Source organism: Sphingobium sp. (assembly GCA_035196065.1).
Lineage (GTDB): Bacteria > Pseudomonadota > Alphaproteobacteria > Sphingomonadales > Sphingomonadaceae > Sphingorhabdus_B > Sphingorhabdus_B rara.
In genome coordinates, this window is sequence record CP136575.1 from 481,432 (window position 1) to 496,826 (window position 15,395).

15 protein-coding genes are annotated in these 15,395 nt (G+C 60.2%); 10 read left to right on the forward strand and 5 right to left on the reverse strand.

Features of this window, described 5'->3' with window-relative positions; genetic code table 11:
• The first annotated feature begins 1 nt into the window (after position 1).
• From purD to RSE16_02325, 3 genes are all read left to right on the forward strand, one after another.
• Positions 2-1,279, forward strand: coding sequence for a phosphoribosylamine--glycine ligase (gene purD / locus RSE16_02315; protein ID WRH76322.1), 1,278 nt, complete (start codon positions 2-4; stop codon positions 1,277-1,279).
• Between the two features lies 1 nt (position 1,280).
• Positions 1,281-1,547 carry a hypothetical protein gene (locus RSE16_02320; GenBank protein WRH76323.1) on the forward strand — a complete coding sequence of 89 codons (267 nt, stop codon included), beginning with the start codon at positions 1,281-1,283 and terminating at the stop codon, positions 1,545-1,547.
• A gap of 121 nt (positions 1,548-1,668) precedes the next feature.
• Entirely contained in the window at positions 1,669-2,367 is a 699-nt protein-coding gene (locus tag RSE16_02325) for a hypothetical protein (protein ID WRH76324.1), read from the forward strand.
• Between the two features lie 42 nt (positions 2,368-2,409).
• Here RSE16_02325 and RSE16_02330 read toward each other — a convergent pair whose 3' ends face one another.
• Positions 2,410-3,720 carry a hemolysin family protein gene (locus tag RSE16_02330; protein WRH76325.1) on the reverse strand — a complete coding sequence of 437 codons (1,311 nt, stop codon included), beginning with the start codon at positions 3,718-3,720 and terminating at the stop codon, positions 2,410-2,412.
• A 119-nt stretch (positions 3,721-3,839) separates the two neighbouring features.
• Here RSE16_02330 and RSE16_02335 point away from each other — a divergent pair, with 119 nt between their 5' ends.
• The 6 genes from RSE16_02335 (at position 3,840) to RSE16_02360 (ending at position 9,540) form a co-directional block, all read left to right on the forward strand.
• The gene (locus RSE16_02335; GenBank protein ID WRH76326.1) at positions 3,840-4,739 is read left to right on the forward strand and encodes a DMT family transporter; all 900 of its coding nucleotides are present in this window, start codon (positions 3,840-3,842) and stop codon (positions 4,737-4,739) included.
• A 42-nt stretch (positions 4,740-4,781) separates the two neighbouring features.
• Entirely contained in the window at positions 4,782-5,708 is a 927-nt protein-coding gene (locus tag RSE16_02340) for a hypothetical protein (protein ID WRH76327.1), read from the forward strand.
• A gap of 98 nt (positions 5,709-5,806) precedes the next feature.
• On the forward strand, positions 5,807-6,976 hold the full coding sequence (locus RSE16_02345; protein WRH76328.1) for an acetyl-CoA C-acetyltransferase: 1,170 nt from the start codon (positions 5,807-5,809) through the stop codon (positions 6,974-6,976).
• A gap of 54 nt (positions 6,977-7,030) precedes the next feature.
• A complete protein-coding gene (locus RSE16_02350) occupies positions 7,031-7,813 on the forward strand; it encodes an SDR family oxidoreductase (protein ID WRH76329.1) in 783 nt (260 codons plus the stop codon).
• Between the two features lie 135 nt (positions 7,814-7,948).
• Positions 7,949-8,821 carry a crotonase/enoyl-CoA hydratase family protein gene (locus tag RSE16_02355; GenBank protein WRH76330.1) on the forward strand — a complete coding sequence of 291 codons (873 nt, stop codon included), beginning with the start codon at positions 7,949-7,951 and terminating at the stop codon, positions 8,819-8,821.
• A gap of 116 nt (positions 8,822-8,937) precedes the next feature.
• Positions 8,938-9,540, forward strand: coding sequence for a TetR family transcriptional regulator (locus tag RSE16_02360; GenBank protein ID WRH77279.1), 603 nt, complete (start codon positions 8,938-8,940; stop codon positions 9,538-9,540).
• A 20-nt stretch (positions 9,541-9,560) separates the two neighbouring features.
• Here the strand turns inward: RSE16_02360 and RSE16_02365 are convergent, their stop codons facing one another.
• Positions 9,561-11,486: a TonB-dependent receptor gene (locus tag RSE16_02365; GenBank protein WRH76331.1), complete on the reverse strand. Its 1,926-nt coding sequence runs from the start codon at positions 11,484-11,486 to the stop codon at positions 9,561-9,563.
• A gap of 176 nt (positions 11,487-11,662) precedes the next feature.
• On the opposite strand from RSE16_02365, the gene RSE16_02370 reads away from it, so the two are divergent.
• Complete coding sequence (locus RSE16_02370) at positions 11,663-13,603, forward strand: prolyl oligopeptidase family serine peptidase (GenBank protein ID WRH76332.1); 1,941 nt, start codon at positions 11,663-11,665, stop codon at positions 13,601-13,603.
• A gap of 39 nt (positions 13,604-13,642) precedes the next feature.
• Here RSE16_02370 and RSE16_02375 read toward each other — a convergent pair whose 3' ends face one another.
• From RSE16_02375 to RSE16_02385, 3 genes are all read right to left on the reverse strand, one after another.
• Positions 13,643-14,236: a hypothetical protein gene (locus RSE16_02375; protein ID WRH76333.1), complete on the reverse strand. Its 594-nt coding sequence runs from the start codon at positions 14,234-14,236 to the stop codon at positions 13,643-13,645.
• Positions 14,237-14,316: 80 nt separating this feature from the next.
• A complete protein-coding gene (locus RSE16_02380; GenBank protein ID WRH76334.1) occupies positions 14,317-14,841 on the reverse strand; it encodes a demethoxyubiquinone hydroxylase family protein in 525 nt (174 codons plus the stop codon).
• Positions 14,838-15,317: a disulfide bond formation protein B gene (locus RSE16_02385; GenBank protein WRH76335.1), complete on the reverse strand. Its 480-nt coding sequence runs from the start codon at positions 15,315-15,317 to the stop codon at positions 14,838-14,840. Before RSE16_02385 ends, RSE16_02380 begins: the two co-directional genes overlap by 4 nt.
• Positions 15,318-15,395 lie beyond the last annotated feature (78 nt).

Here is a 15,395-nt window from a genome sequence, read left to right on the forward strand (position 1 = left end):
TTTGCATATCTTGCTGATCGGTTCGGGCGGACGCGAACATGCGCTGGCATGGCGGCTTTCGCAATCGCCCATGTGCGATAAACTATATGCCGCGCCCGGCAATCCCGGAATTGCGGAGCTTGCGACATGCGTGGCGCTTGATCCGGCGGACCATGCCGCGGTGGAGGCATTCTGCCGCGAACATCATGTCGACCTCGTCGTCGTCGGCCCCGAAGCACCATTGGTCGACGGCCTGGGCGATAGCTTGCGCGCGGCGGGGATCAAGGTTTTCGGCCCCAATGCCAATGCGGCGATCCTCGAAGGATCAAAGGGCTTCGTCAAGGATCTGTGCGCGCGCGAAGGCATACCGACCGCCGCCTATGCGCGGCATAGCGACAAGGCAGCCGCACTTGCCGATTTGGCACGCTTTGGCCTGCCCGTGGTGATCAAGGCCGATGGTCTTGCAGCGGGCAAGGGCGTAATCATCGCTGAAACCGATGCGCAGGCACAGGACGCCATTGAAACCATGTTCGGTGGCGGTTTCGGCGATGCCGGTGCCGAGGTCGTGATCGAGGAGTTTATGACCGGCGAAGAAGTCAGCTTCTTTGCGATCAGCGACGGCGCCCATGTGATCCCCTTTGGGTCTGCGCAGGATCATAAGCGGGTTGGCGATGGCGATACCGGCCCCAATACCGGCGGCATGGGTGCTTATTCACCAGCCCCGGTCTTCACCCCCGCGCTTGAAACTGAGGTGATGGACCGGATCATTCACCCGACGGTGAAGGCCATGGCACGCGATGGTCGCGCTTATTCGGGCGTGTTTTTTGCAGGCCTGATGCTGACCGACCAAGGCCCGAAACTGATCGAATATAATTGCCGGTTCGGCGATCCCGAATGCCAGGTACTGATGCTGCGGTTCAAAGGCGACCTTGCCCAGCTGTTGCTTGCAGCGGCTAGCGCAGACGGGCTTGCGGCGATTGAGCGCCCGCAACTTTCACCCGACACGGCACTGACGGTCGTAATGGCTGCCAAGGGCTATCCCGGCACCCCGGAAAAGGGCGGCGCCATCGCAATTGGCGATATCGGCGCCGCACAGATATTCCATGCCGGAACCGCACTCAACGGCGGACAGCTTGTCGCCAATGGTGGCCGCGTATTGAACGTCACTGCACATGGACAATCGGTCACCGCCGCACAGGCAGCGGCTTATGCCGCGGTCGATGCCATCGATTTCCCGACGGGTTTCTGCCGCCGTGACATTGGCTGGCGCGAGGTCGCGCGCGAAAAGGCAGCAGGCTGAAATGGCCGGTGATCCCGTTTTTGACTGGGTCGCCTTTGTCTTGGGGGTCGTGGCAGGCTTTGGCGCCTGTTTTATGTTGATGCGCCGGAAAGGGCGGGTGTCTGCGCCGCCCCCGCCGATCGCACCTATTGAGTTACCGCCTGAATTGCGGGCGATTGTACTACGCTACCGCGCCGAAGGCAGGGCGATTGACGCGGTTAAAATCGTGCGGGAACGGATGGGCTGCGACCTTCGCACCGCACGACATCTGGTCGACCATGTCCGTTGAAACGGCCACTGGACAGCGCAAACAGGCTGGCTAAGGTGCGATTGAGGGAATTGCCGCGCATCTTGCGCACCGACTTTACGGGCAGACGCCATGGCGGGCCCGAGGTTTGAGGGGAAGTCCGATGGATTCGAATATCTTGATTTTCATTGTTGTCGCATTGGCGCTGGTTGCCATTCTGTATTTTGCCTGGCCCCGCAAAAAGGCCGAGCCGCCCCGGATCGAGAAACCGGCAGAACCGATTGCGCCGCGCGAAATATCGCCGGCGCCCGAGCCGGAACCCGTCGCCCAATCACCTGCAAAGGTCGCCAAAGCTGTCGCTCCAAAAGCGGCCAAGAAGGCGCCGGCCGCCGCCAAGGCAGTGCCCAAGGCTACAGCGAAAAAGGTTCCGCCCAAGCCGGCCGCTGCCGAGACAGCCAAGGCCGCAAAACCGGCTGCAAAACCGGCCACTGCAACCGCTAAGCCAAAAGCAGCGCGCGCCGCAAAGGCCGCGGCACCGGCCAAGGAAAAGCCAGCGCCCAAGCCGGCAGCGGCGGTCAAAACTGCTCCGGCAGCACCACAAATTCCGGATGACATTGCACTGCTGAAGGGTGTCGGCCCGAAACTGGTCGTCTTGTTGCAATCAATGGGCGTGACCAGCCTTGAACAGATTGCAACATGGTCGGCTGCCGATGTCACCGAAATCGATTCAAAACTGGGCGCTTTTGCCGGCCGCATCAAACGTGACAATTGGGTCGATCAGGCCAAGCTGTTGAGCGCCGGTGACATTGCCGGATTTGAAAAGAAATATGGTTCACTGGGCAGCGAAATCGCAAAAGGCTGAATAACGCAGAGAGCGAAGGGGCATCCTTAGCGGTGCCCCGACTTACCGGTCGCTATTCATCCGGCGCACGCGCAGCTTGTCGATCTTGCGACCGTCCATGTCCACCACTTCAAAGTGCCAGCCGCTGTCGGTGAAGGCCTCACCCTCTTCCGGCAAATGGCGCAGGATGTGGAGCACATGGCCGGCGGCGGTGGCATAATCACGATCTTCGGGAAGCGGGATGTCCAGCGCCTGCGCCATGGCGTCGGCCGCCATCCCGCCATCGATCAGCATCGAGCCGTCGTCGAGCATGACGATATTTGCAGCGCTTCCCTGTTCCTGATCCGACGCAAATTCGCCCGCGATTGCCGCCAGCAGGTCGTTGGGCGTCACAATCCCCTCGAAATGGCCATATTCGTCATGGACAAGCAGCATCGGCACTTCTGACCGGCGCAGGATTTCGAGCGCATCCATTGCGTCAAGCTGGTCCGGAACGATTTCTGCCTTGCGCATCATCATGCGCAGTTCCAGCGGACGACCCTCTATCTGGGCGGCAACGATATCGCGCGCCTGCACCACGCCCAATATGTCATCGACACTATCACCCATCACCGGCAGCCTTGTGTGCGGCGAATTGAGCAAGCGGTCGCGGATAGTTTCGGCGCTGGCATCGGCGGCAATCGTGTCGACTACGGTCCGCGGCGTCATGACTTCGCGCACTGGCCGATCGGCAAGCCGGACCACGCCAGAAATCACCTTATGCTCATGTTCTTCGATGATACCGGCATGCGTGGCTTCGGTAAAAACGACCTTGAGTTCTTCGGTCGTCAGGGCATCGCGATTATCTCTGTCGAGACCGAGCAAGCGGAAGAAAATGCTGCTGGAGGCATCAAGCAGCCACACAAAGGGCGCGGCAATCCAGGCGAGCCACAGCATCGGCCGCGCGACCATCCGCGCAATCCGTTCAGGTGCAACCAGCGCCAATTGCTTCGGCACCAGTTCGCCAACCACCAAAGAGGCATAGGTTGTCAGCCCGATGACCAGGCCAAAGCCCAGCGTATCGGCCCATTCGCGATTGGCACCCAAGGCGGCAAGCCTTTCCCCTGTCGGACCGCCCAGGCTGGCCCCCGAATAGGCACCGGCGATAATCCCGATCAGCGTTATCCCGATCTGCACCGTCGACAGAAATTTGCCCGGATCCTTGGACAGCTCAAGCGCGGTAGCCGCGCCGCTGCTGCCTGCATCTGCCATGGCCTGCAAGCGCGCAGGGCGGGATGAGACAATGGCAAGTTCCGACATGGCGAACAGGCCGTTCAGCCCGATCAGCGCGAGAATGATGACAACGTCTATCCAGGGAAAAGGTGCAGGGTCCATTATGCCCACCCGCTTTATCGCAGCAAGGCCTTTGGGGCAAGCCGGTCCGCGTCGGCCTTCCGGCTGCGCATCGAATTGCTGTGGTGACAGTGGCGCCGCATCGTCTTAAGCGGGCGAGGATGTCCCGCACAACCAGCCCCGCTACCGCCTTTGCCGTTGCCGCCGCCGGAATCGGTTTTTTCTCGCTGATGGATGTAGCGATGAAGGATCTTTCGATCGCCTTGGGGGCCTATAATGCGGTGATTTGGCGCAACATGGCCGGAGCCATTTTTGCCGGCGCACTGTTCCTCTTCGCGCGGCAGGGTTGGCCGGACCGAAGCGCATTGCGGCTCCATGCCTGGCGCAGTCTGGTTGTCGCCATCATGGCGATCAGCTTTTTCTGGGCGATCGCGCGCCTTCCCTTAGCCGAGGCGATCGGCCTGTCCTTCATCGCGCCGGTAATCGCGCTGTTCCTTGCGGCCATTCTGCTAGGTGAGAAGATCGGGCGAGAGGCGATCATCGCGTCAGTCGCCGGATTGGCGGGCGTTGCCGTGATCCTGTTTGGCAAATTCAGCGGCCATTACAGCCGCGAAGCGCTTTGGGGGGTCGCAGCGGTGCTGTTTTCTGCGGTTGTCTTTGCCTATAATCTGATCCTTGCACGGCAGCAGGCACAGATTGCCGGACCGATTGAAATCGCCTTTTTCCAGAATTTGCTCACGGCATCGATCCTCGCGCTGGCCGCACCCTGGCTGCTTGAACCCCTGCCGATGGCGAAGCTACCGATACTGAGCGGCGCTGCGCTCCTCGCGATCCTTTCGCTGCTGCTTTTAAGCTGGGCCTATGCACGCGCAGAGGCGCAGGTCCTTATTCCGGTCGAATATACCGGCTTTGTCTGGGCCGCGATTTTCGGCTGGCTGTTCTTCGCGGAGCCGGTCACTGTGTGGACCATTGCGGGTACCGCATTGATTGTTGCGGGATCGCTTGTCGCCGCACGTGTAAAACCTGAACCTATTAATCAAGTCGAAATGGCTTCGACCTAGAGATTGGCCTAAGCCGCACGGGGAACGCGGGAAAGGGACCGGTTGAAACTGATGGAATTCATCGAGGCGATAAGCCGCAAAGCCGGCGGCTGGGCGCATGAACGCGCCGCGCAAGGCATATTGAACACCCCCCCGATTGTCCCGCAGGATGACGGGCTGATCCTGTTTTCGATGATCGGTACCGCAGTCTTGCTGCCCTATCTTGTTGCGGCCAAATCGCTCCATCACCATCTGCCGCGCGGCAAGGTTGTGCTGCTCGACGATGGCACGCTGACCGCTGAAGATCGGGACGTGCTGGCCCTGCATTGCGGTAATCCACACATCCTCGACAAGGCCAAGGTCGACACCACACCCTGCCCGCGCAACAATTGCTGGGAACGGCTGATCTCGATCCTCGATCTGCGCAGCGACCATTATGTGATCCAGCTCGATTCCGACACGGTAACGACAGGCCCGGTTCCGGAAGTTGCGGCGGCAATCGATGCCAATCGCAGCTTCACTTTGGCGGGCGGCGTGGACGAGGCGCAATATGGGTTTCGCAGTGCCGCTGAACTGTCCCACATCTTCCATGCCAATGGCCCGACGACGGACCATGTACAGGCGCAGGCGGAGGCAGCAATGAAGACGCTGCCCGATGGCGATCGCAGCCGCTATATTCGGGGTTGTGCCGGCTTTGCAGGCTTCGCTCGCCACAATGACGGCAGGGCCACCGTGGCCCGGTTCAGCGCGGCGATGGACGAACGGCTGGGCGACATCTGGCGGCAATGGGGCAGCGAACAGGTTGCATCCAACTGGGTGATCGCCAACGATCCGGATCCTCTGCAACTACCCTATGACCGGTACATCAACCATTGGGACGAACCGATGCCGGATGATCCCGCCTTCCTCCACTTTATCGGCACCTACCGTTATCGCTGGGGCAATTATGCGCGCGCCACAAAAGCCGCGATCCATCGGCTGAAAGGCTGATCGTCCGGTTCGGCCGGAGCCATGTTCGCTATTGCCATTGACCCTTGGGATGACTCGCTTTAATCGCTCGATTAAACCATTCCACAAGGAGTTTCCTCATGGCCACAGCCTATATTGTCGATGCCGTCCGTACTGCCGGTGGCAAGCGCGGCGGCAAGCTTGCCGGTGTGCACCCGGTTGATCTTGGTGCCGCCGTTTTCGATGCAATTGCCGACCGCAATGATTTCGATCCGGCCGCAATCGACGATGTGATCACCGGCTGCGTATCGCAGGGTGGCCAGCAGACGATGGACCTTGGCCGCAACGCCGTGCTCGCATCGAAATTGCCTGACAGCATTCCTGCCGTCACGATCGACCGCCAGTGCGGTTCATCGCAGCAGGCAATGATGTTCGCTGCCCAAGCCGTGATGTCGGGCACGCAGGACATCGTCCTTGCCAGCGGCATCGAAAGCATGACGCGCGTGCCGATGGGCGCGGTCGCGACCTTGTTCATGAAGGATGGCCTCGGCCATTACAAATCGCCCCGCCTTGAGGAAAAATATCCCGGCATCATGTTCAGCCAGTTCGTCGGCGCCGAAATGATCGTCAAGAAGCATGGATTCACCAAGGACGATCTCGATGCCTATGCATTTGAAAGCCACAAGCGCGCCAAGGCAGCAACCGAAGCTGGCCATTTCAAGCGCGAGATCATCGGCGTCGAGATTGAAACCCCCGAAGGCAAGCAAATCCACCTTGTCGATGAAGGCATCCGTTTCGACGCGACGCTGGAAGGCATTGCCGGCGTCAAACTGCTTCAGGAAGGTGGCGCGATCACCGCAGCCTCCAGCTCACAAATTTGCGATGGCGCCTCGGCCGCGCTGATTGTTTCCGAACAGGCGCTGAAAGATCATGGCCTGACGCCCCGCGCGCGCATCCACCATATTTCGGTGACTGCAGGCGATCCGGTCATCATGCTCGAAGAACCCCTCTTCGCCACCGAAAAGGCGCTGAAAAAGGCTGGCATGAAGATTGAAGATATCGACGCCTATGAAGTTAATGAGGCTTTCGCGCCGGTGCCGCTGGCATGGATGAAATATCTGGGTGCATCGCATGATCGCCTCAACATGCATGGCGGCGCAATCGCGCTTGGCCATCCCTTGGGCGCTTCAGGCACCAAGCTGATGGCAACTTTGCTCGGCGTGCTCGACGCGACCGGCGGAAAATATGGCCTGCAGACGATGTGCGAAGGTGGCGGCCAAGCCAACGTCACCATCATCGAGCGGCTTTGACTTGATTCTCCCCTCCCGCACGCGGGAGGGGCAGACAAACTAAAGGAGATACCAATGATACTCGATTCATCCGTTGCAGCGGTCGTCACCGGGGGCGCATCCGGCTTGGGTGCCGCCACCGCACGCGCACTGGCCGCGAAGGGCGTAAAGGTTGCGCTTTTCGATCTTAATGAAGAAAAGGGCACTGCCCTTGCCGCTGAACTGGGCGGCGTGTTCTGCAAAGTCAATGTGACCAGCGACGAAGAAGTCGATGCTGCCTTTGCCAAGGCGCGCGAGGCGCATGGCCAGGAACGCATTCTGGTAAACTGCGCTGGCGTTGGCAATGCGATCAAGACTGCCAGCCGGTCAAAGGAAGATGGCTCGGTGAAGCATTTCCCGATTTCCGCCTTCGACTGGATCGTCCAGATCAACCTGATCGGCACCTTCCGCTGCATCGCCAAATCGGCGGCCGGCATGCTGACACTTGAACCGCAGGCCGATGGCGATCGCGGCGCGATCGTCAACACCGCCAGCGTCGCGGCCGAAGACGGACAGATGGGCCAGGCCGCCTATTCGGCGTCAAAGGCTGGCGTTGTCGGCATGACCCTGCCGATCGCACGCGATCTTGCCGGAGAGGCGATCCGCGTCAACACCATCCTGCCCGGCATTTTCGATACGCCGCTGCTCGCCGGTGCGCCGCAAAATGTGCGCGACGCCCTTGGCGCGTCGGTCCCTTATCCGAAGCGCCTTGGCCAGCCGGAAGAATATGCAAAGCTCGCCATGTGCATGATCGAGACGAGCTATTTCAATGGTGAAGACGTCCGCCTTGACGGCGCCATTCGCATGGCACCGCGTTGATCCATCAAGCCCCTCCCGCATGCGGGAGGGGATGGGGAGGGCGGTAAAAGCACGCCCCGGCATTTGGCCGGACAAAGCTTGCCCCTCCCTCACCCTTCCGGCATTCGGAAGGGCATTCGCTGGAGGAGAGGCCAAATGACCGACTACACCCAGATCCGCTACGATGTCGAAGACGGGATCGCGACGATCACGCTGCACCGTCCCGACAAAATGAACGCGTTCACCAACATCATGATGGGCGAGATGATCGCCGCCTTTGACGCAATCGACGCCGATGACGCGGTGCGTGCGGTGATCGTTACGGGGCATGGTGACCGCGCCTTTTGCGCAGGTGCCGACCTGACCCCCGAAGATGGCAAGCAGGTTTTCGCCAGCGGCGAAACGGTCGCCGACCTGTCGGACAGCCGTGTACGCGACGGTGGCGGAATGCTGACATTGCGCATCTACCAATGCAAGAAACCGGTAATTGGAGCGATCAACGGTGCCGCAGTCGGCATTGGCGTGACGATGCAACTGGCGATGGACATCCGCCTTGCCAGCGAAACGGCGCGTTTCGGTTTTGTCTTTGCCCGCCGCGGAATCGTTCCCGAGGCAGCATCGAGCTGGTTCCTGCCGCGACTGGTGGGCATGCAACAGGCGCTGGAATGGTGCTATACCGGCCGCATATTCGACGCACAGGAAGCGCTGGCGGGCGGCCTTGTCCGCTCGGTCCACCCGGCCGACCAGCTTTTGGCAGAGGCGCGCAAACTGGCGCGCGAAATTGCCGACAATACCGCCCCTGTTTCAATCGCACTCACACGCCAGATGCTGTGGCGCAATGCGGCGATGCCGCACCCGATGGACGCACATCGTATCGACAGCCGCGCCATCTATCGCCGGTCACGCTCGGGGGATGCAAAGGAAGGTATTGCGAGTTTCCTTGAGAAGCGCCCGCCCGCCTATCCCGACAAGGTGTCTGCCGACATGCCGGACTTCTTTCCTTGGTGGGAAGAACCGGTATATAAGTGATCGGTCTGCTTCCAAAGTGAGGGTTGGGGGCGGAACGATGAAATTTCCGGGGGAGAAAGACCGTGGCAAGCAGCGGTTCCAATAGCGTAACCGGCACCGATGCGCCCGTTAACGACCTGACAGTTGGTGCACGCGAACAATTGCTCGACGCGGCAAGCGACATCATGCGCGAGGGCGACACCATCGACCTGTCGCTTTCTGAACTGTCGCTGCGTGCCGGGCTGAACAGCGCGCTCGTCAAATATTATTTCGGCAACAAGAACGGCCTGATGTCTGCCCTGCTTGATCGCAACATGGGCAAGATCGTTACCGATCTGGGTGCGCTGGTTGCCAAGGACATGCCACCGGAGGAGAAATTGCGCCGCCATATCAGCGGCGTAATCGACACCTATTATACCTTCCCCTATCTGAACCGGCTGATGATGCGGATGATCCGCGATAGCGCGCCGGTTGAGGCAGCACGGATCGCCGAACGCTATCTGAAACCTATTTCACGCGCCTATGAAAAGCTTATCGAGGAAGGCGTAAAGGCGGGCAAGTTCCGTCCCGTTGATCCGCAGCTTTTCTATTTTTCCGTCACAGGCGCGGCCGACCGCTTTTTCGCCGCGCGGCTTGTGCTGCGCCATTGTTATGACCAAGCAGACATCAGTCAGGAAATGCGCGACGCCTATCGCGAGCATACGATCGGCCTGATCATGCGGGGACTATTACTCGACTAATGTCCGGGCCCCGTGCTGGCTCAGATGTCGGCGACCAGTTGCAGCGTCCAGGTCCGGCTGCTCGATGCCGTAAAGCCCCCGCTTGACGACACTTGCCAGCCATAATCGTTAAACAGATTTGTGACCTGCCCGCGTAGCAACGCCTTGTGCGACCCGATCGCGAAACGGTAGCGCCCCCCGACATTAAGGGCCTCGCGCGGTCCAACCTCCAACGTGTTGGCAGCATTGGCCATCCGCGCCGACAGGCTTTCGAGCGCAAAGTCTAGCGACAAGGGGCTATGCCCTGCCGCAGGACGCCAATCGAGATTGACGATCGAACGGCGACGTAACGAGCCCACTGGCTGATCGCCAATCTGCCGGGTGCGCACGGCTTCCCCCCCGATTTTCGAATCGATGAAGATCGAACCGGCGACCAGCGACCAGCCTGGTGCGACCGAGCCCGCAAGCGACACCTCCACCCCGCGATTGTCGACGCTGCCCAGTTCACGAAAGCGATTGCTGGTATCAAGATTGAAATAAGGCTTTTTCACCGAAAACAGTCCGGCGATGAGGTTCATATGGTCGCTCACAGCATAGCGAAGCCCGAAATCCATCTGGCGGGTGCGCGTTGCGGGCGGCGCCTCATTGCGGTTGATGGCGATTTCGGGCGCTATCGGCGCCTCTTCAAGCCCGCGGACATAACCGCCATAAAGCGCCAATTTCCGCGCCAAGATCAGAGATCCGGTTGCCGTTGCCAGCCAGGGATCGTCGCGAACCGCGATATCGGGACGCAAGAGATCGGCAAAGTCGATCGCCTTGCGATAACGGCTGCGCGACAGCGAAAGGTCAACTGAGCCACGCCCTTGCCAATCAAGACTATAGGCTGCGCCATAGGTCAGTTGCTCAACGGTATCGCGGCTTTCCGGTCCCACGCCGATCGATGGGCGCGGGCGTGGATCGGGCGCAATCGCGCTGCTGGGGCCGAGCGCGATGCGCTGCGTGCCGCCGAACAGGCGCTGCTTGTCGCGCCCGCGCAGCGACACCGCGACTTTATGGCTGAATGCACCCGACTGCCAGCTACGTGACAGGCGCACTTCGCCCGACAACGAGCGGTCTTCATTATTCCCATCCGCTATGATGAAACGCGCCGCCGAGCGGCCATCGGGCGTCACACCGGTGAGGATGTCGGCAAAGGCATTGCCGGTCATACGGCTCGACCGGAACAGACCGGCATCGATGCGGAAAGCGCCAATCGGAAGATTGCCGATCAACCCGAAGGTGCGACTGAGATTGTTGCGTTCCGCCCATTCCTGCCCAAGATAGCGTTGGCGCGGAACATGCACGGGAAGCGCATCGCCAGCGAGGAAAAGCGTGGGTCTTGCCTCATCGCCAGCGTTGGAATAGCCGCCGCCAAAGGCAATCAGGCGGGCGTCAGGGGATGGCTGCCACTGCATGACGACACCGAAATTGCGAAAGCGGTTGCGGCCGCCTTCGGGCCGGATTTGGTTGCGTCCGCCGACGCCGCCGGCGATGCCAAGGCCGTTCGCAATCGGAATTTCTACCTCAAGCGCTCCTGCAAAGCCGCCAAAGGGGCCCCGCTCCATCTCTATCGTTGCCAGCGCACGCTCACCGGGCAGCGTCAGGGCATAATCGACGATGCCGGTAGGAGCCGGGAAAGCATAACGCTGGGCACTGATGCCGACGCGGATCACACTGCCGCTTTGCAGCCGCTGGGGGACGCGATCCTGCTGGTCGAAATACAGGCCCTCAATCCGGGCATTGCCGGCGTCGATCGGATCAAATCCCCGGACATCTTCCTGATTATACAGCCCGACCCGTTCACTGCCGACCGAGCGCCCGAATGCGTCGCCTGACTGGGTGACGGCATTTTCCTCTGTCCGCTGGGCAAGCAGCGGCATGGGCGCACAGCTGCCCACAATCGCAATGATCAATGCAAATCGCCCCACGGACGAACGCCCCGCTTTTTTCATTGCGCAGCCCATAAGCGGCTTGAAGCCTGCGTCAACGAGAAGCTGAAGGCCTTGTCGAATGCCAGCTACCGTTGATCGAAGCCGGGCGTTGCGCAGCGTCTCCGCCTGTCCTAGGCGCAAGTCAGCAATAATCTGAGGAGGATCTGCCCGCCATGCGTTATCTTGCCGCCATCGCCGCACTTGCCTTGCCGCTGGCCCCTGTGCTTGCACAGGAACAGCCTGTGGTTCCAACCGTTCCGAAACCGGCCGCGTTGATCGCGGATGGAATGCCAGAAGTTCCCGCCGAACTCGCCGCCGAAACCCGGCCCTATATGGAATTTCGCACCGCCGGTTTTGTCGGCTGGCACCCGACCGAACGGCGGATGATGATTGCAACGCGCTTTGCCAATACCGCGCAATTGCATCTGGTGGCGCAGCCGATGGGGATGCGCAAACAGGTCAGTTTTGAGGCAGAGCCTGTCGGCAATGGCAGCTGGGCACCCAAGACCGGCGATGTGTTCGTCACCCAAAAAGATATTGGCGGCAACGAATTCTTTCAGATCCACACGCTGAAAGACGGCAAGCTGACGATGCTGACCGACGGCCAGAGCCGCAACAGCCTGAGCGCCTGGAGCGATGATGGTGAACTCATCGCCTATAGCTCAACCAAACGTAACGGCACCGATACCGACCTTTATGTGATGAACCCGCGCGATCCATCGACCGCCCGGATGGTCGCAGAGGTGAAGGGCGGCGGCTGGTCGCTGGCTGCCTTTGCTCCCGATAAGAAAAGCGCGGTTGTCGGCAGTTATGTCTCGGTTACCAACACCGATTTATACATGCTCGATCTGGCCAGCGGCGTGATGACGCCGATCGGCGATCCGAAAAAAGACATCGCTTATGGCGGCGCGCAATTCGCCCCCGATGGCAGCCTGTGGGTGACATCGGACGAAGGCGCTGACTTCCAACGGCTGGGAACGCTCGATAGGAAAACCGGCAAATTCACGCCGCGTGGCCCGAAGGAAAATTGGGACGTCGACACATTCGACATCGCGCCCGACGGCAGCTTCATCGCTTATGTCACCAACGAAGCCGGGATGGCGAAGCTGAAGCTGCTCGATCCCAAAACCGATCAGGTGCGCACCGTCGACAGCCTTCCAGCCGGTATTATTGGCGGGCTCGAAATTTCTGAATGGGGCGAGATTGGCATCACCTTCACCTCGGCCCGCAGCGCAGCCGACGCCTATTCGGTTGATCCCAAGACGATGGCCGTCACCCGCTGGACCGAAAGCGAAACCGGTGGGCTGGATGTCACCAAAAATAGCGAGCCCGAACTGGTGAAGATCAAAAGCTTTGACGGGCTTGAAGTCTCCGGCTTCCTCTATCGCCCCGATCCGGCAAAGTTCCCGGGCAAGCGGCCGATGATCATGAATGTCCATGGCGGGCCCGAAGGGCAATCACGGCCGGGCTTCCTTGGTCGTAACAATTATCTGCTCAACGAACAGGGCGTTGCGATCTTCTTCCCCAATGTCCGCGGCTCGACGGGTTATGGAAAGACTTTTGTCAGCCTCGACAATGGGCCGTTCAAGCGCGAGGATTCGGTGAAGGACATGGGTGCCTTTCTCGATGCGCTGGCAAAGGATCCCGCGTTGGATGCCGGCAGCTTCGGCCTGACGGGCGGCTCCTATGGCGGCTATATGTGCTATGCCGCTGCGGTCCAGTTCAAGACAAAGCTGCGTGCGACCAATTGCATCGTCGCCATCTCCAACTTCGTCACTTTCCTTGAAAATACGCAAAGCTATCGCCGCGATCTGCGCCGCGTCGAATATGGCGACGAGCGTGATCCCAAGCAGCGCGCAAAGCTGCTCGAGATTTCACCGTTGACCCGAGTCAGCGAAATCGAAAAGCCGATGATGGTTGTCACCGGTGCCAATGACCCGCGCGTGCCGCAATCCGAAGCCGACCAGATCGTCAAGGCGATCCGCGAACGCGGCGCCACGGCATGGCACCTTGTCGGCACCAATGAAGGCCATGGTTTCGCGAAAAAGGAAAATGCCGACTACCAGTTCTGGACGTCGCTGATTTTCTGGCAGCAGAATCTGCTGGGCAAATAAGGCCATTCCTCCCCTTTCCTAAGGAAGGGGGAGGATAAGTCATTGCGGCTGGGGAAGCGGCTCGACGGTTTCAGCCTCGACGGGCTGTTCAGCCTGCCGGGCTTCGCGTTCGGCCCGTTCCTTTTCAAACTGCTGCACGCGCTGCTCGACCAGTTCCGCCTCGGCATCAATCGCGGCAAGCCGCCTCTTGCGCTCGGCCGCGATCATCAGGCCAAAGGCGAGGCCGGGGTCTTCCTTCTTTTCGGCATAGGCAGCGTCGATCTGCTTCAGCCCGCAGCCGGTAAAGCCACCACCGCCGGTTGCCGAACAGCTCGTCGTGCCTTCACGGCCGACATATTCATAGGCGAGCACCCGGTTCGTCCATGCCTCTTTTGACGGATCGTTGGGATCGCTGCGCAGCTGGGTCGGGATACGATAACGGTCGGCCTCCGAAAGGCGGGCGCAGACATTGATCTGGTCGTCGGTGCTCTGCGCACATTCATCGTCGCCATAGACGATTACCATGTTGATCTTTTCAGCGTCAGCATCGGTTGCGGCCTGAGTCGTGCCTGCGGTGCCTTCGCTCTGCGCCGCTAACGGGCTTGCGACCAATGCAAGCGCAGTTCCGAACATCAAAAGGGTGCGGTCAATCATCGATGGTCTCCATATCATTGGCGCAAGCCTAGGCTGCGCTGGATGAATAGGAAATGAAATTCGCAATCCAATGATCGAGATCAAATCCGTTTTGAAACGGCAATCGCAGCGCGGCAGCCAAGGCGGATCGCCGCGCTGAGCAACGGATAGGCAATCGCATTTTCCGCGCCGGCGGCAAGCGCCGTGTCCTTATGCTCCAGCTCTTCAAGGCGGAATTCATCGATCATCGCCGATAGCGCCGGATCGCTGTCTCCAAGCTCCTCCAGCTGTTCGCGATAATGGCGGTCAATCTCGGTTTCGACGGCAACGGTGCAGGCCATTGCCGCTTCGGCCCCGATCGCGGCGGTGACCGCGCCCAGCGCAAAGCCGGCGGCATTCCAGATCGGCTGAAGCGCCGTCGGGCGCACACCGCGTTCGGCCATCAGCTTTTCAAAAGCGTCGAGATGGCGTTTTTCCTGCTCGGCCATATGGGCAATCTCACGCCCCGCCGGATGGCGATCGCCAAACATCGCCAATTGCCCGGCATAGATGCGCGTCGCGCCATATTCACCGGCCTGATCGACCCGGATCATCCGGTCCAGTTCCGCAGCTCGATTGCCGATCATGCGCCTTTTCCTTTTGCCAGCAGTCCAAACACCGTCAGGGCGCCGCCGCATGAAATGAGGAAATTATAACCGGCAAGCGAAATTCCGAACAGCGTCCAGGGCGCAACATCGCAGCGGATCAGCGGAGCATTCAATATGGCATCAAGCACATCCTTGCCGCTTGCCGCCTGCACGGTCGTCGAACAGGTAGTGATGCCTTCCCACCAGCCATATTCGACCCCGGCATGAAAGCCACCAATCAAGCCGCTGATAAGAACCGCCAGCGCGGCGAGTGTGACCAGAATGCGGCGCATACCATCGCCGGGAAGGAGGAATGCGCCAAGCGCAAAGGGCAGTGCCGCAAAATGCGGCCAGCGTTGCCACCAGCACATTTCGCACGGATAGAGCCCGCCCAAATATTGCGAGCCATAAGCCCCTGCCAGAAGCCCTGCAGGGATGAGGAGCGCCAACCAGCGCGCGCGATCAAAACCGGTCATGCCAAGCTGATTAGCAATATGGACCGATGCGGCAAAGCGAAATGGCGTTTGACTTTATCTCCTTCCCGCTTGCGAAAA

Excerpts from the sequence above, each read along its gene's own strand:
- RSE16_02320 (WRH76323.1), top strand. The coding sequence starts at position 1,281 with ATGGCCGGTGATCCCGTTTTTGACTGGGTCGCCTTTGTCTTGGGGGTC.
- RSE16_02325 (WRH76324.1), top strand. The coding sequence starts at position 1,669 with ATGGATTCGAATATCTTGATTTTCATTGTTGTCGCATTGGCGCTGGTT.
- RSE16_02330 (WRH76325.1), bottom strand. The coding sequence starts at position 3,720 with ATGGACCCTGCACCTTTTCCCTGGATAGACGTTGTCATCATTCTCGCG.
- RSE16_02335 (WRH76326.1), top strand. The coding sequence starts at position 3,840 with ATGTCCCGCACAACCAGCCCCGCTACCGCCTTTGCCGTTGCCGCCGCC.
- RSE16_02345 (WRH76328.1), top strand. The coding sequence starts at position 5,807 with ATGGCCACAGCCTATATTGTCGATGCCGTCCGTACTGCCGGTGGCAAG.
- RSE16_02350 (WRH76329.1), top strand. The coding sequence starts at position 7,031 with ATGATACTCGATTCATCCGTTGCAGCGGTCGTCACCGGGGGCGCATCC.
- RSE16_02355 (WRH76330.1), top strand. The coding sequence starts at position 7,949 with ATGACCGACTACACCCAGATCCGCTACGATGTCGAAGACGGGATCGCG.
- RSE16_02370 (WRH76332.1), top strand. The coding sequence starts at position 11,663 with ATGCGTTATCTTGCCGCCATCGCCGCACTTGCCTTGCCGCTGGCCCCT.
- RSE16_02375 (WRH76333.1), bottom strand. The coding sequence starts at position 14,236 with ATGATTGACCGCACCCTTTTGATGTTCGGAACTGCGCTTGCATTGGTC.
- RSE16_02380 (WRH76334.1), bottom strand. The coding sequence starts at position 14,841 with ATGATCGGCAATCGAGCTGCGGAACTGGACCGGATGATCCGGGTCGAT.
- RSE16_02385 (WRH76335.1), bottom strand. The coding sequence starts at position 15,317 with ATGACCGGTTTTGATCGCGCGCGCTGGTTGGCGCTCCTCATCCCTGCA.